At 59.8% G+C, this 22,400-nt stretch carries 21 protein-coding genes and 1 pseudogene; 9 read left to right on the forward strand and 13 right to left on the reverse strand.

The annotated features are described in order from the left end of the window. Positions 1-118: 118 nt before the first annotated feature. On the forward strand, positions 119-898 hold the full coding sequence (locus tag AAEZ10_RS14770) for a TSUP family transporter (protein WP_016774706.1): 780 nt from the start codon (positions 119-121) through the stop codon (positions 896-898). Here AAEZ10_RS14770 and nudC read toward each other — a convergent pair. The 4 genes from nudC to AAEZ10_RS14790 all read right to left on the reverse strand — a co-directional run bounded on the left by nudC (position 866) and on the right by AAEZ10_RS14790 (position 4,221). Next, positions 866-1,696: an NAD(+) diphosphatase gene (gene nudC / locus AAEZ10_RS14775; protein WP_122706144.1), complete on the reverse strand. Its 831-nt coding sequence runs from the start codon at positions 1,694-1,696 to the stop codon at positions 866-868. The two genes, AAEZ10_RS14770 and nudC, sit on opposite strands and share 33 nt — an antisense overlap. A 7-nt stretch (positions 1,697-1,703) precedes the next feature. Next, positions 1,704-2,516: a crotonase/enoyl-CoA hydratase family protein gene (locus tag AAEZ10_RS14780; RefSeq protein ID WP_122698299.1), complete on the reverse strand. Its 813-nt coding sequence runs from the start codon at positions 2,514-2,516 to the stop codon at positions 1,704-1,706. Between the two features lie 186 nt (positions 2,517-2,702). Next, complete coding sequence (locus AAEZ10_RS14785; protein WP_350569806.1) at positions 2,703-3,848, reverse strand: PQQ-dependent sugar dehydrogenase; 1,146 nt, start codon at positions 3,846-3,848, stop codon at positions 2,703-2,705. 52 nt (positions 3,849-3,900) lie between these two features. Beyond that, positions 3,901-4,221: a hypothetical protein gene (locus tag AAEZ10_RS14790; RefSeq protein WP_041480395.1), complete on the reverse strand. Its 321-nt coding sequence runs from the start codon at positions 4,219-4,221 to the stop codon at positions 3,901-3,903. A gap of 189 nt (positions 4,222-4,410) precedes the next feature. Between AAEZ10_RS14790 and ku the strand changes: the two genes are divergently transcribed. After that, positions 4,411-5,277: a non-homologous end joining protein Ku gene (ku, locus tag AAEZ10_RS14795; RefSeq protein WP_073474486.1), complete on the forward strand. Its 867-nt coding sequence runs from the start codon at positions 4,411-4,413 to the stop codon at positions 5,275-5,277. A 157-nt stretch (positions 5,278-5,434) separates the two neighbouring features. On the opposite strand, the gene lpxO is transcribed toward ku, so the two are convergent. Further along, entirely contained in the window at positions 5,435-6,334 is a 900-nt protein-coding gene (gene lpxO / locus AAEZ10_RS14800) for a lipid A hydroxylase LpxO (RefSeq protein WP_039764006.1), read from the reverse strand. 309 nt (positions 6,335-6,643) lie between these two features. Between lpxO and AAEZ10_RS14805 the strand changes: the two genes are divergently transcribed. Then, on the forward strand, positions 6,644-7,078 hold the full coding sequence (locus AAEZ10_RS14805) for a hypothetical protein (RefSeq protein ID WP_024012933.1): 435 nt from the start codon (positions 6,644-6,646) through the stop codon (positions 7,076-7,078). A gap of 33 nt (positions 7,079-7,111) precedes the next feature. Here the strand turns inward: AAEZ10_RS14805 and AAEZ10_RS14810 are convergent, their stop codons facing one another. The 4 genes from AAEZ10_RS14810 to AAEZ10_RS14825 form a co-directional block, all read right to left on the reverse strand. Next, positions 7,112-8,056 carry a methyltransferase gene (locus tag AAEZ10_RS14810; RefSeq protein WP_243243234.1) on the reverse strand — a complete coding sequence of 315 codons (945 nt, stop codon included), beginning with the start codon at positions 8,054-8,056 and terminating at the stop codon, positions 7,112-7,114. Between the two features lie 14 nt (positions 8,057-8,070). Continuing rightward, entirely contained in the window at positions 8,071-9,438 is a 1,368-nt protein-coding gene (locus tag AAEZ10_RS14815; RefSeq protein WP_350569810.1) for an iron-containing redox enzyme family protein, read from the reverse strand. Positions 9,439-9,548: 110 nt separating this feature from the next. Further along, positions 9,549-10,478: a ZIP family metal transporter gene (locus AAEZ10_RS14820; RefSeq protein ID WP_151552580.1), complete on the reverse strand. Its 930-nt coding sequence runs from the start codon at positions 10,476-10,478 to the stop codon at positions 9,549-9,551. Between the two features lie 15 nt (positions 10,479-10,493). Then, positions 10,494-11,720, reverse strand: a complete 1,227-nt coding sequence (locus AAEZ10_RS14825; RefSeq protein WP_073474496.1) for a zinc-dependent alcohol dehydrogenase — start codon at positions 11,718-11,720, stop codon at positions 10,494-10,496. A 374-nt stretch (positions 11,721-12,094) separates the two neighbouring features. On the opposite strand from AAEZ10_RS14825, the gene AAEZ10_RS14830 reads away from it, so the two are divergent. The 3 genes and pseudogenes from AAEZ10_RS14830 to AAEZ10_RS14840 all read left to right on the forward strand — a co-directional run bounded on the left by AAEZ10_RS14830 (position 12,095) and on the right by AAEZ10_RS14840 (position 15,662). Beyond that, positions 12,095-13,681, forward strand: coding sequence for an ABC-F family ATPase (locus AAEZ10_RS14830; protein ID WP_016774693.1), 1,587 nt, complete (start codon positions 12,095-12,097; stop codon positions 13,679-13,681). Between the two features lie 334 nt (positions 13,682-14,015). Next, positions 14,016-14,177: pseudogene (locus AAEZ10_RS14835) on the forward strand (MFS transporter); the annotation flags it as partial. A gap of 297 nt (positions 14,178-14,474) precedes the next feature. After that, positions 14,475-15,662: an MFS transporter gene (locus AAEZ10_RS14840; RefSeq protein ID WP_024012925.1), complete on the forward strand. Its 1,188-nt coding sequence runs from the start codon at positions 14,475-14,477 to the stop codon at positions 15,660-15,662. Between the two features lie 130 nt (positions 15,663-15,792). On the opposite strand, the gene AAEZ10_RS14845 is transcribed toward AAEZ10_RS14840, so the two are convergent. After that, positions 15,793-16,830 carry an alpha/beta hydrolase family protein gene (locus tag AAEZ10_RS14845; RefSeq protein WP_071172407.1) on the reverse strand — a complete coding sequence of 346 codons (1,038 nt, stop codon included), beginning with the start codon at positions 16,828-16,830 and terminating at the stop codon, positions 15,793-15,795. 167 nt (positions 16,831-16,997) lie between these two features. Next, complete coding sequence (locus tag AAEZ10_RS14850; RefSeq protein WP_016774691.1) at positions 16,998-17,609, reverse strand: FMN-dependent NADH-azoreductase; 612 nt, start codon at positions 17,607-17,609, stop codon at positions 16,998-17,000. Positions 17,610-17,735: 126 nt separating this feature from the next. Between AAEZ10_RS14850 and AAEZ10_RS14855 the strand changes: the two genes are divergently transcribed. Further along, positions 17,736-18,644: a LysR substrate-binding domain-containing protein gene (locus tag AAEZ10_RS14855; RefSeq protein ID WP_071172406.1), complete on the forward strand. Its 909-nt coding sequence runs from the start codon at positions 17,736-17,738 to the stop codon at positions 18,642-18,644. Continuing rightward, a complete protein-coding gene (locus AAEZ10_RS14860) occupies positions 18,641-19,000 on the forward strand; it encodes an MmcQ/YjbR family DNA-binding protein (protein ID WP_350569815.1) in 360 nt (119 codons plus the stop codon). The genes AAEZ10_RS14855 and AAEZ10_RS14860 overlap by 4 nt, the downstream gene beginning before the upstream one ends. Positions 19,001-19,145: 145 nt before the next feature. Here AAEZ10_RS14860 and AAEZ10_RS14865 read toward each other — a convergent pair whose 3' ends face one another. Both AAEZ10_RS14865 and AAEZ10_RS14870 read right to left on the reverse strand, forming a co-directional pair. Continuing rightward, positions 19,146-19,574 carry a DUF1294 domain-containing protein gene (locus AAEZ10_RS14865; RefSeq protein ID WP_071172405.1) on the reverse strand — a complete coding sequence of 143 codons (429 nt, stop codon included), beginning with the start codon at positions 19,572-19,574 and terminating at the stop codon, positions 19,146-19,148. Next, complete coding sequence (locus AAEZ10_RS14870) at positions 19,571-20,401, reverse strand: undecaprenyl-diphosphate phosphatase (protein ID WP_350569817.1); 831 nt, start codon at positions 20,399-20,401, stop codon at positions 19,571-19,573. Before AAEZ10_RS14870 ends, AAEZ10_RS14865 begins: the two co-directional genes overlap by 4 nt. 304 nt (positions 20,402-20,705) lie before the next feature. Between AAEZ10_RS14870 and AAEZ10_RS14875 the strand changes: the two genes are divergently transcribed. Further along, a complete protein-coding gene (locus AAEZ10_RS14875) occupies positions 20,706-22,340 on the forward strand; it encodes a methyl-accepting chemotaxis protein (RefSeq protein ID WP_095179989.1) in 1,635 nt (544 codons plus the stop codon). Positions 22,341-22,400 lie beyond the last annotated feature (60 nt).

A 22,400-nucleotide genomic window follows, 5' to 3' on the forward strand; every position in this document is an offset into this window, starting at 1 on the left:
AGGTATTTCAATGACGCGATCCGGGTAAAGCGATAGCTCGCCGCAATACCTGGAAATGAGTAACATAACCGCCCTCCCCGCAGCCCACGTTCTGCGCCTTGCCGAATAAGCCGACTCCATGCCTTTCGAACTCAGCGTTGACCTCACCACCCTGGCCATTCTGGCTGCTGTTGCTTTCCTTGCCGGTTTCATCGATGCCATCGCTGGCGGTGGCGGTCTGTTGACCACGCCAGCGCTGCTGACGGCGGGCCTGCCGCCGCATCTGGTGCTGGGCACCAACAAGCTGAGCTCGACCTTCGGTTCGGCGACCGCCAGCTTCACCTTCTACAAACGCAAACTGTTTCATCCACGCCAGTGGACCCACGCGATTGTCGGCACTCTGGTTGGCGCGCTTACCGGCGCGGTGGTTGCGCATTACCTGCCGGCCGAGTGGCTGAACAAGATGCTGCCGGTGATCGTTTTCGCCTGTGGCCTGTATTTGCTGTTTGGCGGCACGCCGAAAGCGCCGCTGGACAGCGACGCGCCGATCAAAAAGAAATGGCAATCGACCCAGGGCTTCAGCCTCGGCTTCTATGATGGCGTGGCCGGCCCCGGCACGGGCGCATTCTGGACCGTGAGCAGTCTGCTGCTGTACCCGATCGACCTGGTCAAGGCCAGCGGCGTGGCGCGGAGCATGAACTTTGTCAGCAACATCGCAGCGCTGTCGGTGTTCATCTTCTCCGGTCAGGTCGACTGGATCATTGGCCTGTGCATGGGCCTGTCGGTGATGGTCGGGGCCTTCTTCGGCGCGCGCACCGCAATCAGCGGCGGCGCCAAATTCATTCGTCCAGTGTTCATCACCGTAGTGCTTGGCCTGACTGTGCGCCTAGCCTGGCAGCACTGGTTCAGCGTGGCCTAAGCGCCGCGCGACGTAGACGTCGATCAGGTAACGGGCAATCGAACGCGACGCCGGCAACGGCGGCAAGTCATGCACGTTGAACCACTGGGCGTCCTCGATCTCGTCTTCCTGACAGACAATTTCGCCACCGGCATATTCGGCATGGAAGCCGAGCATCATCGAATGCGGGAACGGCCAGCACTGGCTGCCGATGTACTGGATGTTCTTCACTTCAATCTGCACTTCCTCGCGAACTTCGCGAATCAGGCAATCCTCGGCCGATTCCCCCGGCTCGGCGAAGCCGGCCAGCGTGCTGTAAACCCCGGTGACGAAACGCGGCGAGCGTGCCAGAAGGATTTCGTCGCCACGGGTGATCAGCACGATCATGCTCGGTGAGATGCGCGGATAACTGCGCAGATCGCACGGCTGGCAATACATCGCCCGTTCGCGCGGGACTTGCGTCATCGGCTGGCCGCAGTTGCCGCAGAAGCGGTGCTCGCGAGCCCAAGTGCCGATCTGTGCGGCGTAACCGAGCACTTTGTACAGCGTGTGATCGCCTTCGAGCATGAACGCCCGCAGCCCCTTCCAGCCGCAACCGGGCACATCGCTGACGCTGCGCAACTCAAGCAGATAGACCGGTTCACCGTCGAGATGACCAATCCCATGCTCAGCGAGGACCGACAGGTCCTGGCGCTTGAGCCACTCGCGCGGAAACAGTGCGCCGTTGTCATCGAACAGGAAGCCTTCGGGGCTGCGCGCTACGGCCCAGCCGCCGGGTTGATCGGTGTCGAGTACTGCAGTGGTCCAGCGAGAGATCATGGTTAACTCAATCCAGAAATTCGGGTTTCTGTTTGCTCATGTGGGCGGCCATGGCCACGCGCAGATCGGTGGATTGCAACATGGCGGCGTTCCAGGTGGCAACGTATTCGAGACCATCGTCGATGCGATGGTCGCGCATGTAGCTGATCATTTCCTTGGTACCGGTCACGGCGATCGGCGACTTCGCAGCGATGTCACGGGCAATGCCGAACACGCCTTCGAGCAGTGTGTCTTTGTCGCTGTAGACGCGATTGACCAGGCCCATGCTGCGTGCTTCTTCGGCGCCAAAGGTGCGACCGGTGTAAGCCAGTTCACGCAGCATGCCGTCTCCGATGATTCGCGGCAACCGTTGTAGCGTACCGACGTCAGCGGCCATGCCGATGTCAATTTCCTTGATGGAAAATTGCGCGTCCTCGGCGGCATAACGCATGTCACAAGCCGAGATCAGATCGATCGCCCCGCCCAGGCAATAGCCCTGAATCGCAGCAAGCACCGGTTTGCGGCAGTTGTCGACGGCGTTGAACGAGGCTTGCAGATTGAGGATCTTGCGCCGCAGCAGGCGCGCATTGCGGCCCACGTCCTTGCCCAGCTCGTTGGCGACACCGGCGAGCATCATGAGATCGATGCCTGATGAAAAATGCTTGCCGTTACCACTGAGGACCACCACGCGGACTTCGTCGGTATCGTCGATCCATTGGAAGATCTCGACAATCTCGCTCCAGAACGCCGCGTTCATTGCGTTGATCTTTTCCGGGCGATTGATCTGCACATGCGCGATGTTGTCGGCCAGTTCGACGCTGAAGGCGGAGTATTGAGTCATGGCAGTGATCCTTTACCGGGCTGGGAAATAAGGCCCGAACTATAACAAGGCAACGGGGCGGCGGTTCGGCCAAATGCGGGACTGACTGGCGCGGCTCATTGGGGAGCAGCCGAAGGCTGCGATCTTTTGGGACGCAGAGCGTCCCGGGCTGCATTCCCACGCAGAGCGTGGGAACGATCGATTGGCTTATTTCAGCCCCAGCCTGTACAGCGAGCCATTCTCCTCATCCGTCAGCACATACAGATAGCCATCCGGCCCTTGGCGCACATCGCGTATGCGCTTGTTCAACTCGCCCAGCAAACGCTCCTCATGGACGACTTTATCGCCATCGAACTGCAGACGAATCAATTCCTGGGACACCAGTGCGCCGATAAACGCGTTGTGCTGCCACGGGGTGAAGCGATCCGCGTCATAGAACGCCATGCCGGTAACCCCGGGGGATTTTTCCCAGACATGATGCGGCGCCACGGTGCCTTCAGCAGTTTTGCCCTTGGCTTCCGGGATGGGCTGCATCGAGTAGTTGATGCCATGGGTCGCCAACGGCCAGCCATAATTCTTGCCACGCTCGATGATGTTCACTTCGTCACCGCCACGTGGCCCGTGTTCGTTCTCCCACAGCGTGCCGGTCCACGGGTTGAGCGCCGCGCCCTGCGGGTTGCGCAGGCCATAGGACCAGATTTCAGGCCGGACACCGGATTGGCCAACGAAAGGGTTATCGTCCGGCACTTTGCCGTCCGGGAAGATGCGTACGACTTTGCCTTGCAACTTGTCGAGGTCCTGCGCAGTCGGCCGATCATTGTTTTCGCCGAGGGTGATGAACAGATACCCGTCGCGATCAAACACCAGCCGCGAACCGAAGTGGTTGCTCACTGAGAGTTTCGGTTCCTGACGGAAGATCACGTTGAAGTCCTTCAACGTCTTCAGGTCATCGGAAAGCCGTCCGCGCCCTACCGCCGTACCAGCCTTGCCGCCCTCACCGCCGCCTTCTGCGTACGAAAGGTAGACCATACGGTCCTGCTTGAAGTCCGGCGACAGCGCCACATCAAGCAACCCGCCCTGCCCTTTAGCCCAGACTTGCGGCACGCTACTGATCGGCTCCGACAGTTTGCCGTCCTTGCTGACGACGCGCAGATGACCCGGGCGTTCGGTTACCAGCATGCCCTTCTGATCAGGCAGAAATGCCAGCGCCCACGGATGTTCGAGGCCTTGGGCAATGGTGGTGACTTCAAGAATGCCCTGTTCGCTTTTCAGCTCCTTGGGCGCGGCGGCGAAGGCCGGGGCGCTGATCAGCGCGGCGGCGCAGCAGGTAGCTAGTAGGGTTTTACGCAACATGCACGATTCCTTTTGTTCGTGTGAAAGGCTGACAGAACATCAGTCCTGCCGTTCAACGGTTGCTGCCGGTGCCCCGTGGGGGCGGGTTGGGAATGAAGGTTGGCGGATTGCTCGGCACCGAGCGAATTGGCTGGCCATTGCCGATGCCGCGATTTTCAACGGTCGGCTGACGTGGCACGGGAACGGTGTTCGGCCCGCGAAGGGGCGGAGCGCTGGGCTGGGTGCCCTGCATGCTGTTGGGATTGGCCCGGCGGATCGGGCTGTTGTAGGGATTGTTGCTGTTGCCGGTAGGGCTTTGCGCCAGCACGACATCGGCATGAACCAGGCCACCACTGAGGGCGAGGACGGCGATACCAATCAGAAACCGGTTCATGGGAAATACCTCTCGATGTGCGTGGACTAGAGCCTTGGAGCCCACGCTACGCCGTGGGTTCGGATTTGTTAACCCTCGCGCCTTAAACAACATGTAACACGGCTTGACCGTACCGCTGGACGCCGCGCAATCACTGGAAACTTTCTCACCGCGCCACGGGTCACCTGATCATCACTCGGAGGACAGGTCATGGCTCGGGCAATCTGGAAAGGCGCAATCAGTTTTGGACTGGTACACATCCCCGTGGCGCTGGTTTCAGCGACGTCGTCCCAAGGCGTGGACTTCGATTGGCTCGACAGCCGCAGCATGGACCCGGTGGGCTATAAACGCATCAACAAGGTCACCGGCAAGGAAGTCACCAAAGAGAACATCGTCAAAGGCGTGGCCTACGAAAAGGGCCGATATGTGGTGCTCAGCGAGGAAGAAATCCGCTCGGCGCACCCGGTTTCCACGCAGACCATCGACATTTTCTCTTTCGTCGACGCCGAACAGATTCCGCTGCAGAACATCGATACGCCCTACTACCTGGCACCGGACAAACGCGGCGGCAAGGTCTACGCGTTGCTGCGCGAAACCCTGAGCAAAACCAACAAGGTCGCCCTCGCTCGCGTCGTCCTGCATACCCGTCAATACCTGGCCGCGTTGATGCCGCTGGAGTCGGCTCTGGTTCTGGTGAAACTGCGCTGGCCGCAGGAAGTGCGCAGCCTTGATGAACTGGCGCTGGGCAGCGAAGTGACGAAGCCGCAACTGGCCAAGGGCGAGCTGGACATGGCCAAACGTCTGGTTGAAGACATGACCTCGGAGTGGTCGCCTGAGGACTACAAGGACGAGTTCGAAGACAAGATCATGGCGCTGGTCGAGAAGAAAGCCCACGAAGGCAAGATCGAGGACGTCGAGACCACCACTGGCGAGGAAGAACGCAAGACTGCCGATGTTATCGACTTGACCGAGCTGCTCAAACGCAGCCTCGGTGGCAAGGCACCGGCCAAGCCCAAGGCCAAATCAACCAGTAAGGCGGCGCCGGCGAAGAAGACTCGGAAGGCGTCTGGGGAATAGGAAGTCAATCAGGAAGATGCTTGTTTAATGTCAGGACGCTTTCGCGAGCAAGCTCGCTCCCACAGGGTTTGGAGTCGGACGCAATATTTGCATTCACCCAAATCAAATGTGGGAGCGAGCTTGCTCGCGAAGAGGCCGGTACTGACACCGCAAGCCTTCAGATCAGAATAAAGATCGCCAGCAACGCGGCAAAAATCGCCCATTTCTCGAGGTAATACCGCGTACGGTTGCGCTTCTTCAGCTCTTTGCCGCGCAAACGAATCTTGTAGATTTTGGTAAACAAGCGGTTGATGCCACCAGTCTTGTCCCCCGCATCATTCGGCGCGCCTGCCGCTGACATCACGGTGCGGCTGAACCAGCGGTTGAACGCGGCGGCCCAGCGGTATTTCAGCGGCCGCTCAATGTCACAGAACAGAATGATGCGATTCTGATCCGTGGTGTTTTCGGCGTAATGAATAAACGTCTCGTCGAACATCACCGCTTCGCCATCGCGCCAGTGATAGTTCTCGCCGTCGACGTTGATGTAGCAGCCGGGATCATTCGGCGTATCCAGGCCCAGGTGATAACGGTAGGAACCCGCGTACGGATCGCGATGGCGCACCAGTTTCGAGCCCGGTGGCAGCTCGGCAAACATCGCCGCTTTGATCGAGCCGATGCTCTGCACCAGTTCGGTGGTGCGCGGGCACAGCTTCATCGCCGATGGATGACTGTCGCCGTACCACTTGAGGTAGAAGCGCTTCCAGCCGGTCTTGAAGAAGGAGTTGAAGCCGACATCGTCATACTGATTCGAGCGCTTGATTTCGCCGGCACGCAACAGATTCTGGCCTTCCTCGCGAATCTCTTCCCAGTGCGCCTGCAACGGGCTCAGATCGGGAAAGTCTGCCGGGTTCAGATACGGTTTGTTGGGCATCCTGGAAAACAGATAGAGGAAGCAGTTGATCGGCGCGAGGAACGTCGAGTGGTCACTCAATTGCCGCCCCAGCTTGTGGCGCACGCGTCCACGCAAGTGAACGTAAGCAATGGAGATGACATAAACAGCGGCAATGATGAGTTTCACGGAAAAGGGTCACACGTCAAAAGTGAACAAACTGCGCGCGTGGCGACCTGAGGCCCAGCGTCTTATGCAGCGGTCTTGATGCACAGGGCGCGTCCATGGCCCGCGCCGTTTCCGGGCGCTCGGTGAAAGGGTGGCATTTTAGCCACAGTTCGTAACCGATAGTGAACCCTCAACAGTGAAAAACTGTCTTGCGCGTTTGCGTGTAAAGCTCCAGCACACTTGAATCCATACAAACGCCCGTTGCTCATTTCGATGGAACCACGCTTGGCACGCGCTCCTCTATCGCTTACCAATAACGGAGGAACCCCCATGATCGCCCCAGAAACCGGTATGAAACCAGGTCAGCGCTATCGAATTGAAAGCGTCGAGCGCGCTCCGCAATTCTCTGGCTTTTTTCTCGATGGAAAGTATTACCTGGGACCCGAGTTGCAGACCGCCATCGGCTGGCTTGAAGGGCAAATATTCTTCTACGACCAGCTCGACCCGACCGGTGAGCCGGTTTATCCGGGCAGAATTGCCGGCACGATCGAAGGGCTGACGCTGGTAATGCCGGACGGCTTACGGCTGGAGATCGAAGAAGCGCCTTATCTGGCGGAACCTGCTGCGCCAGTGCGCGCTTCCGTCGCCGGGCGCATCGAGCGTATTTCGCGGCAGCCGATACGCCCTTCGCCGCTATTGGTAGCCGGGGCTGCGATGTTGGTAGGGGTTTGCCTGCTGACGATCTCGCGCATCAGAAATCGCTGAAGGCCACCGCGCGAGCAGTGGCCCAACTATCGGTCACTGCTCGCGGGTTACTGTCAGTGCGACCACGGCGATTCGCTCGGCGCGCTCGTATTCAGGCTTGAGCAGTTCCTCGCTGAACACATCCGGATCAAGCTCACGATAAGTCCAGCCAAAACGCTCGCCCTTGAGCAGAGGCGCCACGGCCTCGCGGAACGGGTCCTGCCCGGCGACGATCGCCACGCCGGTGTACACCAGCAACGTACCGCCGACTTCCAGGCGCGGCAACGCCTCACGCACGATCCGCACCGACAAACCCTCACCCAGCGCCCCGCCGCCGTGGCGATAAGCGCGCTGTTGTTCGTCGTTCATGTACGGCGGATTGGCGATGATCAAATCGAACTGCCCTTCGACACTGGCGAGCAGATCGCTGTGATACACCGACACGTTGTTGGCCCCGGCCAACTCAGCGTTGACGGCACTCATGCGCAACGCCTGCGGATTGATATCCACCGCCAGCACTTGGGCATCAGGACGTGCCTTGGCCATGACCACCGCGCCGGCGCCGCTTCCGCAGCCGATGTCCACCGCGCGTCTGATCGGCGAAAAGCGTTGCTGCAATTGCGCTTCGATGGCCTGGGCGAAGCGATAAGTGTCGGGGCCGAAGAACACTGCGTCACTCGCCGTCGTCGGGAACGCCGAGTGGGCGAACAACCGGTCATTCAGCGTCGACCAACGCACATGGCTGCGCCACACGGCGCCATCGCGTTCGACTACGCCGGCCTGCTCCAGCGTGGCCAGTTCCTCTGCGCGAAATAGCTCTGAAGGAAACGGCATCGACCAACCAAACACATCGCGCAGATCCTTGGCCAGCGGCGTGGCAAAGCGTTGGAGATAACGTTCGTGGGTCAATGGCGTTGGAGTAATGAAGTGATAACCACTGTCGAGCAGGCGCTTGCCCAGCTCGAACAGGGCTCTATCGGATGTTTCTTGTGCCGACATGAAGCCTCCTTGTTTCAACGCAAGCGGGCGCGCAGTTGGATGAAGCGACGCGTCGCAAAAAGTCCGGCCGGGCGCCAGTGTCGCTGCGGTTGCAGCCAAGGCATCAACAACGCCATTTGCTCGGCGGCAGGTTTGTCGGCCAGTGCCGCTTCCAGATTGAGCAGATCGGCATCATCGTCAAAGGTTTCCTCTACCGCAGCTTCGCGGCGCACATAAGGCCGAGGCCGGGATGCAGGGCAATCCTGAGTGATCCAGTCGCGCAGCAGCTGTTTTTCATAGCCGTTGAACACACCGAACATCGCCGCGTCGCTGCCGTCAATCAAACGCCAGAAACGACTTTCTTCCACCGCCTCGCCGCGCTTGATCCAGCTCTTGCGCTCCAGCGCCGAAAGAAACTCGCCCATTTGCCCCGGCGTGGCCAGCCACTGATTGATGGTGCGGTTTTCGATACGGCAGTAATCGGAATGCATGTGCCGGCCAAAAACAGCTTTGCGCTCAAGCATGGCGATGACTTCATGGTCCAGATCGAACTCTGTGATCACGGCGGTGGTGCCCTTGCCGACATCATTGAGGCGATAACCAACAGCCATGCGCCGGTAGAACTCATCGCGCTCTTCACCCAGCGGCATCAGTTCGAGCATTGATTGCACAGCCTTGCGCGCGTGCCCGGTACTGGCGTTGTCGATGGTCACATGCAGGCGGAAATAGTGCGGATCGATGCCCAGTTCCGCCAGCTCATAAGCACTGATCAATAAGTGCAGCGGCAGTTGTTCATAGCCGAGGTTGAAGCCGATGACTTCTGGCAGAAACTGCCCGCCGAAGCGTCCCAGCGCCAACTGCACCGCGCCTTGCAGAAAATACTCGTCGGCAAGACCGCTCAGATCGGAGCAGTCATGCTCGGCGAGCAGCTTGCGATAGATCACCACATGATTCTGCCGTGGCACGCCCTCGCCCAGCTCTTCCAGATAGGTATCGAGCAAATCGTCGAAACGCGGGTCCTGCCACTGCGGCAACAACCCGGCCAGCCAGGCGCCATCGACCTCTTTGGTCGGTGCCACATGCAGAATGAAATACAACGCGTGGGATTTGTTGCGGAAATAGCGGCGCGGCGCGCCCTGCTGACGTTGCTCAAGGTAATCGGCGTACTCGGCCGCCACGCTGGCGCAGCGGGTTTCCGACCATTGCAGCAGCTCTTCGGCGCTGGCCGGCAAATCGTCAGACAGCGCAGCCGCCTTGCTCAGTTGCCGGCGCAGGAAGTCCAGTGCCGCGCGATCAACCGTGGAGTCGTCCGCCAGCAATCGGTCATAGAGCCGGCGCTCGGTATCCGCCGGCGTGGATGTTTTACCCGAAGACTTCCTGGTCGGGATTTCGATCAGCGACATGACTCATTCCCCTGCGTTATTGGCATTGCCTATAAACGAAAGAGTGATTGGCGCTGAAAAAAATTCCTTTTTTGTGCGGGGCGATGCGCTCAGTGGTGTGCGTCGGGTGGCTAACCCAAAGCCGTGTCGAGAAACATCATCACGCCGAAGCCAAGCATCAGCCCGAGCGTGGCCGGTGTTTCGTGGCCGTTGCGGTGAGTTTCCGGAATCACTTCGTGGGATACCACGAAAATCATCGCGCCGGCGGCCAGACCCATCGCCACCGGGAAGCCCAGCGCGAAGCTGTTGGTGATGCCCAAACCGATGATCGCGCCCAACGGTTCCATCAATCCTGACGCAGCGGCAATCAACGCAGCGCGCCCTGCGGAAATGCCCGTCACGCGCAGCGCCAACGCCACAGCGAGACCTTCCGGAATGTCCTGAATGGCGATCGCAGTGGTCAGCGGCAAGCCGATTTTCATGTCGCCGGTGGCGAAGCTGACGCCGATCGCCATGCCTTCCGGCAGGTTGTGCAGGGTGATCGCCAACACGAACAGCCAGACTCGATTGAAACGCTTGGCTTCGGGCCCGCGCCGGCCGCTTTTTTCATGTTCGTGAGGAACGAAGCGGTCAAGGCCGACCATCAACGCCACGCCCAAGGCCATGCCGGCCACAACGACGGCAGCGGCGAGCATGGGACTGCTCACCGCCTCCTTCGCCGCCGCAATGCCCGGCAGGATCAGTGAAAAGGAACTGGCAGCCAACATCATCCCTGCCGCAAACCCGAGCATGGTGTCTTGAGTTCGCGAAGTAATTGCGCGCAACGCCAGGGCCAGCAACGCACCGATTGCCGTGGCGGCAAAACCCGACAGTCCGCCGAGAGTCGCGAGGCGTAGCGTGTCGCGACCGGTACTGACCAAACCGGTGTAGCCGCTGATCAGCAACAACACGGTTACACCGACCAGGGTCAGCCAGAAAATGCGCCCTCCCCAGCCCGTACGCGAAAGGTTCACGAACCATGCGCGTACGGGAGCTGCGAATGAAGATGACGGTAGCGCCATGAAAACTCCTCGGTTTCAGGTGGCCGGTGCGAACGGCGTGGTTTCATCCAGTTGCGCCAGCGGAACATCGCTGCCACCCGGGGTCAGAATCACCTTGCGGCATTCTTCCTGCTTCTTATTGAAGATCTTGTAACCCTCGGCCGCCTGCTCCAGCGACAGCCTGTGAGTGATGATCGCTTCGGGCTGCAACTTGCCGGTTTCAATGTAGCCAAGCAGCTCCGGCAGAAAACGCTGTACGTGAGTCTGGCCCATTTTGAAGGTCAGGCCCTTGTCAAAAGCGTCGCCGAACATAAAGCCATGGATAAATCCTGCATACACCCCCGGAACGCTGACCACACCACCGCGCCGGACGGCGGCGATGCACTGGCGCAAAGCCTTGCCGCTGCTGCCTTCCAGCTTGAGTGTAGCCATGACCGTTTCGGTGGTGCTGCCCTTGGCTTCAAGGCCGACGGCATCGACCACGGCATCGACGCCGCGATGCCCGGGAGTCTGGCTGGTAATGGTGTCGGCCGGGTCATCGTCTTCATCGAAGTTGATCGGAATCACGCCGTAGGTGCGCTGGGCATAATCGAGGCGGTACTGGTGATGGTCGACCATGAAGATCAGCTCGGCACCGAGCATTCTCGCGCAGGCTGCGGTGAGCAAACCGACCGGCCCGGCGCCGTAAATGGCCAGACTCGAACCCTGTTTGACGCCGGCGTTGATCACGGCTTGCCAGGCAGTCGGCAGGATGTCAGACAGAAACAGCACTTTCTCGTCCGACAGCGTGCCCGGCACCTTGAACGGCCCGGTATTGGCTTTCGGTACCCGCACCAGTTCCGCCTGGCCACCGGGAATCCCGCCATACATACGGCTGTAGCCGAACAGCGCTGCTGGCGGCGGAATCATTTTCTTGTTCAGCGCCGCGCCAGGGCCTTCATTGGTGGTCTCGCAGGCGGCGTAAAGCTCTTGCTGGCAGAAGAAGCAATCGCCACAGGCGATCACGAACGGAATCACCACACGGTCGCCGCGCTGCACGGCGGTGACGGCTGGGCCGGTTTCTTCGACGATGCCCATGAACTCATGGCCAAAGATATCGCCGTGCTCGACGGTGGGTATTTTGCCGCGGTACAGGTGCAGGTCCGATCCGCAGATGGCGGTGGCGGTGACGCGCAGGATGATGTCGTCGGCGGCTTCAAGTTTCGGGTCCGGTACGGTTTCGACGCGCACGTCATGGGCGCCGTGATAGGTCATTGCTCGCATGGCTTGGTCCTCACTCGTTTGAACAAAATGGCTGCTGCTCCACTTTCCGAAGTGAAAATGGTCGAGTGAGTTCATTCGGGTTTTCGAGATTTTGATCAGCGGATATCGGTCGTTTCTCGGACGAGCCGATGTGTACGCCCGTTTGCCTGCCATATAACTGCCGTCTGAGTTATGCGACAATGCGCGCCAATGTCCAACAAGAACCCCGTACTCGTCGCTCAGCAGCTTGCCTTCAACGGCCCCAGTTGCGGACGGCTTATGCGCGTTGGCTCAACTCAAGCACAGACTGGGGGGAGCTGGAAAAGCTCCAGATTGGTACGCAAGTTTGTACCAGGCACCACAGACCAGCTCTAACCCATTGATAGGTAAGGTAATTGATCTCCACAGCTAACATCACGATGCAGTTTGGCGCCAAGCCGCTGTTCGAAAACGTTTCGGTCAAATTCGGCGCAGGCAATCGCTACGGCCTGATCGGTGCCAACGGTTGCGGCAAGTCGACCTTCATGAAAATCCTCGGCGGCGATCTCGATCCGTCCGGTGGCCAGGTCATGCTCGAGCCGAACGTGCGTCTGGGTAAGCTGCGCCAGGATCAGTTCGCCTACGAAGAATTCACCGTGATCGACACCGTGATCATGGGTCACGAAGAGCTGTGGAAGGTCAAGGCCGAGCGCGATCGCATCTATTCGCTGGCTGAAATGTCCGAAGAAGACGGCATGGCCGTCGCCGAGCTGGAAACCGAGTTCGCCGAGATGGACGGCTACACCGCCGAATCCCGTGCCGGCGAATTGTTGCTGGGTCTGGGCATTCCGCTGGAACAGCATTTCGGCCCGATGAGCGAAGTTTCGCCAGGCTGGAAACTGCGCGTGTTGCTGGCGCAGGCACTGTTCTCCGATCCGGAAGTGCTGTTGCTCGACGAACCGACCAACCACCTGGACATCAACACCATTCGCTGGCTGGAGAACATCCTTACCCAGCGTAACAGCCTGATGATCATCATCTCCCACGACCGTCACTTCCTGAACAGCGTGTGCACGCACATGGCTGACCTGGATTACGGCGAGCTGCGTCTGTTCCCGGGCAACTACGACGAGTACATGACCGTGGCGACCCAGTCCCGCGAGCAACTGCTGTCGGACAACGCCAAGAAGAAAGCGCAGATTTCCGAGCTGCAATCGTTCGTCAGCCGCTTCTCGGCCAACGCCTCGAAAGCCAAGCAGGCCACCTCCCGCGCCAAGGCGATCGACAAGATCCAGCTGGCCGAGGTCAAGCCTTCCAGCCGCGTCAGCCCGTTCATTCGTTTCGAACAGAACAAGAAGCTGCACCGTCAGGCGGTCATGGTCGAGAAAATGGCCAAGGGTTTCGATGGCAAGCCACTGTTCAAGGACTTCAGCTTCCAGGTTGAAGCCGGCGAGCGCGTCGCGATCATCGGCCCGAACGGTATCGGCAAGACCACCCTGCTGCGCACCCTGGTCAATGAACTGACCCCGGACGCCGGTAGTGTGAAATGGACCGACGCCGCTGAACTGGGTTACTACGCTCAGGACCACGCTCACGACTTCGAAGACGACGTCACTCTGTTCGACTGGATGGGTCAGTGGACCCAGGGCGAGCAGATGATTCGCGGTACTTTGGGCCGCATGCTGTTCTCCAACGACGAGATCCTCAAGTCGGTCAAGGTCATCTCCGGTGGTGAGCAAGGTCGCATGCTGTTCGGCAAGCTGATCCTGCAAAAGCCCAACGTGCTGATCATGGACGAACCGACCAACCACCTGGACATGGAATCGATCGAGGCGCTGAACCTGGCGCTGGAAAACTACCCGGGCACGCTGATCTTCGTCAGCCACGACCGTGAGTTCGTATCGTCCCTGGCCACCCGCATCATCGAGCTGAGCCCGAACGGCGTGACCGACTTCAGCGGCACTTATGACGACTACCTGCGTAGCCAGGGCGTTGTTTTCTAAGAGCAGCTTTTAGTTTCAAGCTGCAAGCTGCAAGCTGCAAGTTAAAAGCCCTGTCCTCTGTGACGGGGCTTTTTGCATTCGGCGTTTGGGAATTGTGGGTGCGCAGATATTCGCGAGCAGGCTCGCTCCCACATTGATCGTTCCCACGCTCCGCGTGGGAATGCAGCCCGGGACGCTCCGCGTCCCAACAGCGGACGCAGAGCGTCCATGGCGGCGTTACCACGCTGAGCGTGGGAGCGATCATTAAGGCGAAGTAGTTAGCCTGCTTTCTTTTATCCCGGCCCCGCGCCATGATGTCGGCAACTCTCCCACCGCCGCCCGCGAACGAGTGCTCATGTCTGCGCAGCCACTGCCACCGCAAAGCTCCCTGGCGATCACCCTGCAGATCGTCTCCATCGTTTTCTACACTTTCATTGCCTTTCTCTGTATCGGTTTGCCGATCGCGGTATTGCCCGGTTACGTCCACGAGCAACTGGGTTTCAGCGCGATGCAAGCTGCAAGTTAAAAGCCCTGTCCGTGTGACGGGGCTTTTTGCATTCGGCGTTTGGGAATTGTGGGTGCGCAGATATTCGCGAGCAGGCTCGCTCCCACATTGATCGTTCCCACGCTCCGCGTGGGAATGCAGCCCGGGACGCTCCGCGTCCCAACAGCGGACGCAGAGCGTCCATGGCGGCGTTACCACGCTGAGCGTGGGAGCGATCATTAAGGCGAAGTAGTTAGCCTGCTTTCTTTTATCCCGGCCCCGCGCCATGATGTCGGCAACTCTCTCACCGCCGCCCGCGAACGAGTGCTCATGTCTGCGCAGCCACTGCCACCGCAAAGCTCCCTGGCGATCACCCTGCAGATCGTCTCCATCGTTTTCTACACCTTCATTGCCTTTCTCTGCATCGGGTTACCGATTGCGGTATTGCCAGGTTACGTCCACGAGCAACTGGGTTTCAGCGCGATCATTGCCGGCCTGGTGATCGGTTCGCAGTATCTGGCCACCCTGCTCAGCCGGCCAATGGCCGGGCGCATGTCGGACACGCTCGGGACCAAGCGGGCGATCATTTATGGCTTGTGGGGGATTGTTCTCAGTGGCGCGCTGACGTTGCTGTCGACCTTGCTGCAAAGCTTTCCGCTGACCAGCCTGTTGATCCTGATTGCCGGGCGCTTGCTGCTTGGTATTGCCCAAGGCCTGATCGGCGTCGGCACCATCAGTTGGTGCATGGGCCAGGTTGGTGTCGAGCACACGGCGAAATCCATCGGCTGGAACGGCATCGCTTCTTACGGCGCGATCGCCATTGGTGCGCCGCTGGGCGTGGTGATGGTTGCCGAATATGGCTTTGTCAGCCTTGGCCTCGCGCTGTCGGCGTTGGCGGCAGGTGCGCTGTGGTTGATCCGCAACAAGCCTTCGGTGCCGGTGATTCGTGGCGAGCGCCTGTCATTCTGGGCGGTGTTCGGCAAGATTGCGCCGTACGGCACCAGCCTGACGCTGGCCTCGATCGGCTACGGCACACTGACGACGTTCATCACCCTTTATTACCTCAACCGAGGCTGGACCGGCGCGGCGTACTGCCTGACCGTGTTTGGCGTGTGCTTCATTCTCTCGCGGCTGTTGTTCATCTCGGCGATTGCCCGGTTTGGCGGGTTTGCCTCGGCCATCGTTTGCATGTCGGTTGAAACCGTCGGCCTGGTGATGTTGTGGCTGGCGCCCTCCACTGCGTATGCGTTGATTGGCGCAGGGCTGGCGGGATTTGGGCTGTCTCTGGTGTACCCGGCGCTGGGGGTTGAAGCGATCAAACAGGTGCCGAGTTCCAGTCGTGGTTCAGGGTTGGGGGCTTATGCGGTGTTCTTCGATCTGGCACTGGCGATTGCCGGGCCATTGATGGGCGCGGTGGCGTTGAATCTGGGCTATTCGTGGATTTTCTTCAGCGCGGCATTGTTATCGGTGACCGGGTTGGGCTTGACCCTGCTCCTAAAGCGCCGCGCGACCTCATGAAACACCGATCCCCTTGTAGGAGCTGACGAGTGCAACGAGGCTGCGATCTCTTGATCTTCAAAGCAAAATCAAAAGATCGCAGCCTCGTTGCACTCGTCAGCTCCTACAGGAATTGGTGGCGGTATTTGAGTTATTGATCCGCCGTCTGCATCCCCGCTCGTGTCGATCTGCCCAGTGCATGAGCAAAAAACCGTCCGGCCTCGGAGATCAGGTTGCGGTGAATATCCTCGCGATCCACCCCGTCGGCATCGGTGCACAACGCCGGCATGGCGCGGATCTGCTCTTCGGTGCACGGCGCCATGAACACGAAGTGCCCTGCCCCGGCCAGCAGTTTGAAGTCCGGCGCGGTGGGCAGTTTGCGCGCCAGGGCCGCAGCGTTTTTATCGAAGGCCACCAGTTTGTCGCCGTCGCCGCTGTAGAGCAGCACCGGTACGTGCACATCGGCGAGGGTGTGGCGGCCGAACTTCAGGCTCAGCGGCGCCATCAGCAATAACGCGTGAACCCGTGGATCGGCCACTGGCTGCAAGTCATCGCGATCAACAATCAGCTCACCCTGGGTGTTGCAGGCGTCGTGATCGTCCGGGCGTTCCTGACAATAGCGGCGCAGACGATCCAGATCCGGTTGCGCCCCGGAAAGAATCAGCGCGGTCTCGCCACCGGCCGAATAACCGATCACACCGACCTGGTCAGCATTGACGAACGGGGCCAGCATGTTGTCGGCGAGGGTGGCGGTGATCGCTTGGGAAATCTGGATTGGCCTCCCGTAGAGATTACTCAACGTGCCAAGTCGGCTGTGGTCGCGCCAGTTGTCGCCGGGATGAATCACCGCCACCACGACAAACCCTTTGCGCGCCAGTGAAGTGGCCAAGTCATGCAGGGCCAGCGGCGTACCGGTGTTGCCGTGGGACAGCATCAACATCGGAAAGCGGCCGATCGCGACTTTGGTGTCTTCTCCAGCCTCGACCGAATAGCCCTCAAGCAAGCTCATGTGCTCACGGTCACTGGACGGGTAAAAAGCGATGGCGCGCATCGGTTGCAGATCGAGCGGGTCGAGAAAGGTCATCTCGTGATAACCGACGCTCCAGACAGGGTGCCGCCCCGGTGCGGCCTGCACTGAATTCAGGCTGGCCAGCAGGCAAATCAGCAACAGTGCACAAAGATGCCTCATGAATGCCCTACCCTGTTGGACCACATCGTCGGATGTGCTGAAACTGCATAACCCGGGCCAGATTATGTAACAGCCAGAAACAAAAAACTCCGTATTCGGCCCTTGCGGAACCAGAATACAGAGTTTTTGGGGGATTACCTGAACATCAGCTGTTCTTTACGCAAGCCTTACGCCGCGGCGAACAGTTGCTCGCTGATCTTCGCTTGCGCAGCGCTCATGGCGTTGTTGCGCACTTCTTCGCCATAGGCCAGACCTTCAGCGCGGACGATTTCGATATCGGTGATGCCGAGGAAGCCCAGTACCAGCTTCAGATATTCTTCGTGAGCGATGCCGCTGGCCTGACCGGCGTGGATGCCACCGGAAGTCGACACGATCACCACTTTCTTGCCACCGCACAGGCCTTCAGGGCCGGCTTCGGTGTAGCGGAACGTCTGGCCGGCGACGGCAACGCGGTCGATCCACGCTTTCAGTTGGGTTGGAACGGTGAAGTTGTACATCGGCGCGGCAATGACTACGGCGTCGGCCGCGATGAATTCGGCCAGGGTCGAAGCGCTCAGCTCGGCTTCGTGCTGTTGCGCAGCGTCGCGCAGTTCGGCGGTGGTGCCGGCGGCAACCAGCGTGGTCGACGAGAAGTGGCTGATCGCATCGGCGGCCAGGTCGCGGTAGGTGACTACGGCGCTCGGCTCGGCAGCTTGCCAGGCGTCGACGACTTGACGGCTCAACTGACGGGAAGCCGAGTTGTCGCCGAGAATGCTCGAATCGATGTGCAACAGTTTCATGTGGGTTCTCCTGAAAGAATCGCCGGCGGCGACGGAATGGAGACAATCCTACGCAACAAACCAATAGCTGATTAGTCGCCGACAATGCGATAGTTCGTCCCATTGATAGAACGACTGGAAACACGTATGCAGGACCTTAACGATCTCTACTATTTCGCCAAAGTGGTCGAAGCCGGCGGATTCGCCGCCGCCGGGCGCCTGCTCGGTATTCCCAAGTCACGGCTTTCAAGAAGAATTGCCGAACTGGAAGAGCGCCTTGGCGCACGTCTGCTGCAACGCACCACCCGCCAACTGAATCTCACTGCCGTGGGTGAACGCTATTTGCGCCACTGTCAGGCGATGTTGCTGGAAGCGGAAATGGCTGACGAAGCGGTAGCGAGCATGTCCAGCGAACCGCGCGGGCGCTTGCGGGTGTCGTGCCCGACCGGGCTTGCCCATGAAATGCTACCGACGGTGATCAGCGACTTTCTCGGCAAGTTTCCGCAGGTGCAGCTGGAGGTCGTGCTGCTCAATCGCCGGGTCGATCTGGTCACCGAAGGCATCGATGTCGCTTTGCGTGTGCGCGATCACGGTGATGAAGACCCGTTGCTGGTCACCCGCCGCTTGCGTCAGGCCCAGGCGGTGGTGATCGCCAGCCCGGCGTTCATGCAAGGCAAGACCATCAATCATCCGCAGGACCTGAAAACCCTGCCAGTGCTCGGCGCGCTGGAAGCCGATCGCATGGTGCATGTGCGCCTGCTCGATCAACAAGGCAAGAGCGTCGATCTGAGTATGGAAGCGCGGCTGGGCATTGATGACTTCGTGGTGCGCAAGGCCTGCGTCCTGGCCGGTCAGGGCTTTACCGTGCTGCCGATGATGTTCTGCGAAACCGAATTGCGTAACGGCACACTGGTGCAAGTGCTGCCGGAATGGTCATTGCCTGGCGGCTGGCTGCAAGCGGTGTACCCGCATCGGCGCGGGGTAATGCCAGCGGTGCGCGCATGGATCGATCACTTGGTCGAATCGTTCAATGCCTGCGGGGATAGATTTCTATGAAACAGGGAAGAATGAGCGAAGCCGAGATCGCCGAATTTTGTCTGGCCCTGCCCGGCGCGCGGGAAGATTACAAATGGGGCGGCGTGCGGGTGTTCTCGATTGCCGGCAACAAGATGTTTGCCTTGCAGGGATTACGTGGGGATTCGCTGGCGTTCAAGGTCGACAAGGACCTGTTTCTCGGCCATTGCGACCGCCCCGGCATTCATCCGGCGCCGTACCTGGCGCGGGCGCAGTGGATCATCATGCACCCGCCCTACCCGCTGGGTGCCGAGGAATTGCGGGCTTTGTTGCAGCGATCCCATCAACTGGTAGTGAGCAAGTTGCCCAAGAAGACTCAAATCGGCCTGTTGCTGTAAACCCGGCCCGTGTAGGAGCTGCCGAAGGCTGCGATCTTTTGATTGTGCTTTGATCGTTCCCACGCGCAGCAAAGGAATGCAGCCCGGGACGCTCTGCGTCCCAAAAGATCGCAGCCTTCGGCAGCTCCAGGGGTAAGTGTGTTCTTTAGATCAAAGACAACAGGTTGGAACCGAGAAAAATCTGGTCAATCCAGAACACCTGATGCAACAACACGATCGCCCAGAACAGAATCTGAAACGACACCTTGCGCGTCTTGTGCCGAAACACCTGTTGCGCAATCAACGCTCCCGGCCAGCCACCCGCCAGTTCAACCGCATGCAGGATGTTTTCCGGCGTGCGCCAGGCGTCGGCGCGGGCTTTGCGTTTGTCGGCCCAGTACAGAAAGAACGCCAGCACACTCACAATCCCGTACGCCGCCAACGGCACCCGCGAGATGCCGCTGAGCCACATCGACAGCGAGCCGAACAGCGGCAGCGCGCAGACGATCAGCAACACAACAAGCTTCAATTTCAGATGCTGAACGCGCCCGCCTGAAGGTCGCCCCTCAGGGCGGCGCGTGCGGGAATCGTTCATGCCTTGGCCGCCGACCAGTCCACCCAGCCGAACTGCCAGGTCGCCAGAATGAACAGGCCGAAGGCAATCCGGTACCAGGCAAAGGCTGCGTAGCTGTGGCTGCCAATGAACTTGAGCAGGCCGCGCACAGCAATCATGGCGAAGATGAACGCCGTGACAAAACCAATGGCGAATACCGGGAAATCCGCCGGCACGAACAGGTCGCGATATTTGTAGCCCGAATACACTGCCGCACCGACCATGGTTGGCATGGCGAGGAAGAAAGAAAACTCGGTGGCCGTCTTACGCGACAGACCGAACAGCAAGCCGCCAATAATCGTCGAGCCAGAACGCGAGGTGCCGGGAATCATCGCCAGGCATTGCGCGAAGCCGATTTTCAACGCGTCGGTCCAGCGAATCTCGTCGACGGTTTCGGCATGCACTTCATGCTGGCGCTGTTCGGCCCACAGCATGATGATGCCGCCGATGACCAGCGCTGCCGCCACGGTGATCGGGTTGAACAGGTATTCGTGGATCAGATCGGCAAAAATTACGCCGAGCACCACCGCCGGTAGGAAAGCGATCAGCAGGTTGGCGGTGAAACGCCGTGCGTTCGGCTGGGTCGGCAGGCCGATCACCACGTCGAGAATCTTGCGGCGAAATTCCCAGACCACCGCGAGGATCGCGCCGAGCTGGATGATGATGTTGAACGCCATGGCCCGTTCGCCGCCGAAGTTCAGCAAGTCGGCGACGATGATCTGGTGTCCGGTACTCGAAATGGGCAAAAACTCCGTCAGCCCTTCTACAACTCCTAGAATCAGTGCCTGCAAGGCGGTCCAAAGATCCATCAATCCCCCAGAGAGCGATGCGCGCGGGCATGCCCCGATAGTATTTTTTCGTTCACTGCGTCCAGCGTAGCCGGTAAAAGCTGTAGCGATTGCGCGCGCACAGGATCCACACGAAACGGTAAAAATTCCGTGAAATATCAAAACCGGATTCAGGTTTTCGCGCGCGGGGCCGAAATCCTAACAGACAAGCCTTAATAGCGCTCCCCGCGTTAGGCGGCTCAAGTCGCGCAATCGCGAGCCCACAGCGGTGGCTGGATGCTGGCGATCGTTTATTACAAGAACAAGAATCCGGAGTGACAGCGTTATGAACAGCTTGCGCAGTGTGTCGATCAGCCGACGCTTGTGGCTCATCTTGATCGTGGCGGTGGTCATGTTGCTGACCTTGGGCGTGCTGATGCTCAAGCAGATCCATGACGACCTCTACCACGCCAAGGCGCAGAAAACCCAGCATGTGGTGCAGACCGCCAGTGGCCTGCTCACCTATTACCAAGGGCTGGAGACCGCCGGCACCCTGACCAGAGATGCCGCGCAAAAGCAGGCGCTGACCGCGATCCGTGGCCTGCGCTATGACCAGAGCGACTACTTCTGGATCAACGACCTCACGCCCGTGATGGTCATGCACCCGACCAATCCCAAGCTCGAAGGCCAGAATCTTTCGGCGATCCGCGACCCGGACGGCTTTGCGGTGTTCAACGAGATGGTCGCCATCGCCAAGGCCAAAGGCGCGGGCATGGTCAATTATCGCTGGCCGAAACCGGGGGCGACTGATCCCGTTGCCAAGACCTCTTATGTGAAGCTGTTTGAGCCGTGGGGCTGGGTAATTGGTTCCGGCGTTTACGTCGACGATGTGCAGGCAGAATTCCAAGGACAAATGATCAAGGCGTCAGCGATCGGCCTGGCGATTGCGCTGATCATGGCGCTGCTGGTGATCCTGATCGCACGCAGCATTGTCCGTCCGTTGCAGGAAACCGTGAATGCCATGGCCAACATCGCCAGCGGCGAAAGCGACCTGACCCGCAGCCTTGATACCCACGGCAAGGATGAGGTCACCGAACTGGCCCATCATTTCAATGCGTTCACGGCCAAGCTGCGTCGGGTGATCGGTGATCTGCAGGTGTCGGCCAGCGCACTGGGCCAGTCTTCCAGCGAGCTGGGTAACGATGCCTCGCAGGCGCAGCAGCGCAGCCAGCAGCAGTCGCAGCAGATGGAACTGGTGGCCACAGCGATCAACGAAGTCACCTACGGCGTGCAGGACGTGGCGAAAAACGCCGAACACGCCGCCGCAGAAATGCGTGATGCCGAAGCGCAGGCGCAACAGGGGCAGATCAACATTGACGGCAGCCTGCAACAGATCGACAAGCTCTCCGGCACGATCGATCAGGCGGTGGAAGTGATCCGCACCCTGGCGGCGGAGAGCACGCAGATTGGCAGCGTGCTGGAAGTGATTCGCTCGATTGCCGAGCAGACCAACCTGCTGGCCTTGAACGCGGCGATTGAAGCGGCGCGCGCGGGAGAACAGGGTCGCGGGTTTGCCGTGGTGGCCGATGAGGTGCGCTTGCTGGCCCAGCGTACGCAGAAATCGACGGCGGAGATTCAGTCGATGATCGAGCGTTTGCAGAATCACTCGGAGGCTGCGGTGAAGGTGATCGGCGACAGCAGCAAGGCCTCGCAATTGACCATCGAACAGGCGGGACTGGCCGGGGCGAGCCTTAATGCAATTGGCCAGGCGTTGCGTAATCTCAACGGCCTGAATGCGTCGATTGCCAGCGCTACCTTGCAACAGGCGCAGGTGGTTGAGGACATCAACCAGAACGTGACCCAGGCGGCCGGGCTTTCCCATAGCACCGCGTTGGCGGCTGAGCAGTCGAGCGCGGCCAGCCTGCGGCTTGGGCAACTGAGCGAACAGCTCAACGGGTTGCTGCGCCAGTTCCGGGTCTGACCGGTCACCGAGGTGAGCCCACCCCTCACCCCAGCCCTCTCCCCGAGGAGAGGGAGCACA

The sequence above is a fragment of the Pseudomonas sp. H26/SER47-MNA-CIBAN-0231 genome (assembly GCF_040310465.1).
Taxonomy (GTDB): Bacteria; Pseudomonadota; Gammaproteobacteria; order Pseudomonadales; family Pseudomonadaceae; genus Aquipseudomonas; species Aquipseudomonas atacamensis.

Bases quoted from the DNA above. Each gene is read 5' to 3' on its own strand.
- nudC (WP_122706144.1), bottom strand. From the start codon at position 1,696: ATGATCTCTCGCTGGACCACTGCAGTACTCGACACCGATCAACCCGGC.
- AAEZ10_RS14825 (WP_073474496.1), bottom strand. From the start codon at position 11,720: ATGCGAGCAATGACCTATCACGGCGCCCATGACGTGCGCGTCGAAACC.
- AAEZ10_RS14790 (WP_041480395.1), bottom strand. From the start codon at position 4,221: ATGAACCGGTTTCTGATTGGTATCGCCGTCCTCGCCCTCAGTGGTGGC.
- ku (WP_073474486.1), top strand. From the start codon at position 4,411: ATGGCTCGGGCAATCTGGAAAGGCGCAATCAGTTTTGGACTGGTACAC.
- AAEZ10_RS14865 (WP_071172405.1), bottom strand. From the start codon at position 19,574: ATGAACGATTCCCGCACGCGCCGCCCTGAGGGGCGACCTTCAGGCGGG.
- AAEZ10_RS14815 (WP_350569810.1), bottom strand. From the start codon at position 9,438: ATGTCGCTGATCGAAATCCCGACCAGGAAGTCTTCGGGTAAAACATCC.
- AAEZ10_RS14805 (WP_024012933.1), top strand. From the start codon at position 6,644: ATGATCGCCCCAGAAACCGGTATGAAACCAGGTCAGCGCTATCGAATT.
- AAEZ10_RS14840 (WP_024012925.1), top strand. From the start codon at position 14,475: ATGTCTGCGCAGCCACTGCCACCGCAAAGCTCCCTGGCGATCACCCTG.
- AAEZ10_RS14875 (WP_095179989.1), top strand. From the start codon at position 20,706: ATGAACAGCTTGCGCAGTGTGTCGATCAGCCGACGCTTGTGGCTCATC.
- AAEZ10_RS14860 (WP_350569815.1), top strand. From the start codon at position 18,641: ATGAAACAGGGAAGAATGAGCGAAGCCGAGATCGCCGAATTTTGTCTG.
- AAEZ10_RS14785 (WP_350569806.1), bottom strand. From the start codon at position 3,848: ATGTTGCGTAAAACCCTACTAGCTACCTGCTGCGCCGCCGCGCTGATC.
- AAEZ10_RS14855 (WP_071172406.1), top strand. From the start codon at position 17,736: ATGCAGGACCTTAACGATCTCTACTATTTCGCCAAAGTGGTCGAAGCC.
- AAEZ10_RS14845 (WP_071172407.1), bottom strand. From the start codon at position 16,830: ATGAGGCATCTTTGTGCACTGTTGCTGATTTGCCTGCTGGCCAGCCTG.
- AAEZ10_RS14810 (WP_243243234.1), bottom strand. From the start codon at position 8,056: ATGTCGGCACAAGAAACATCCGATAGAGCCCTGTTCGAGCTGGGCAAG.
- AAEZ10_RS14780 (WP_122698299.1), bottom strand. From the start codon at position 2,516: ATGACTCAATACTCCGCCTTCAGCGTCGAACTGGCCGACAACATCGCG.
- AAEZ10_RS14870 (WP_350569817.1), bottom strand. From the start codon at position 20,401: ATGGATCTTTGGACCGCCTTGCAGGCACTGATTCTAGGAGTTGTAGAA.
- AAEZ10_RS14770 (WP_016774706.1), top strand. From the start codon at position 119: ATGCCTTTCGAACTCAGCGTTGACCTCACCACCCTGGCCATTCTGGCT.
- AAEZ10_RS14850 (WP_016774691.1), bottom strand. From the start codon at position 17,609: ATGAAACTGTTGCACATCGATTCGAGCATTCTCGGCGACAACTCGGCT.
- AAEZ10_RS14820 (WP_151552580.1), bottom strand. From the start codon at position 10,478: ATGGCGCTACCGTCATCTTCATTCGCAGCTCCCGTACGCGCATGGTTC.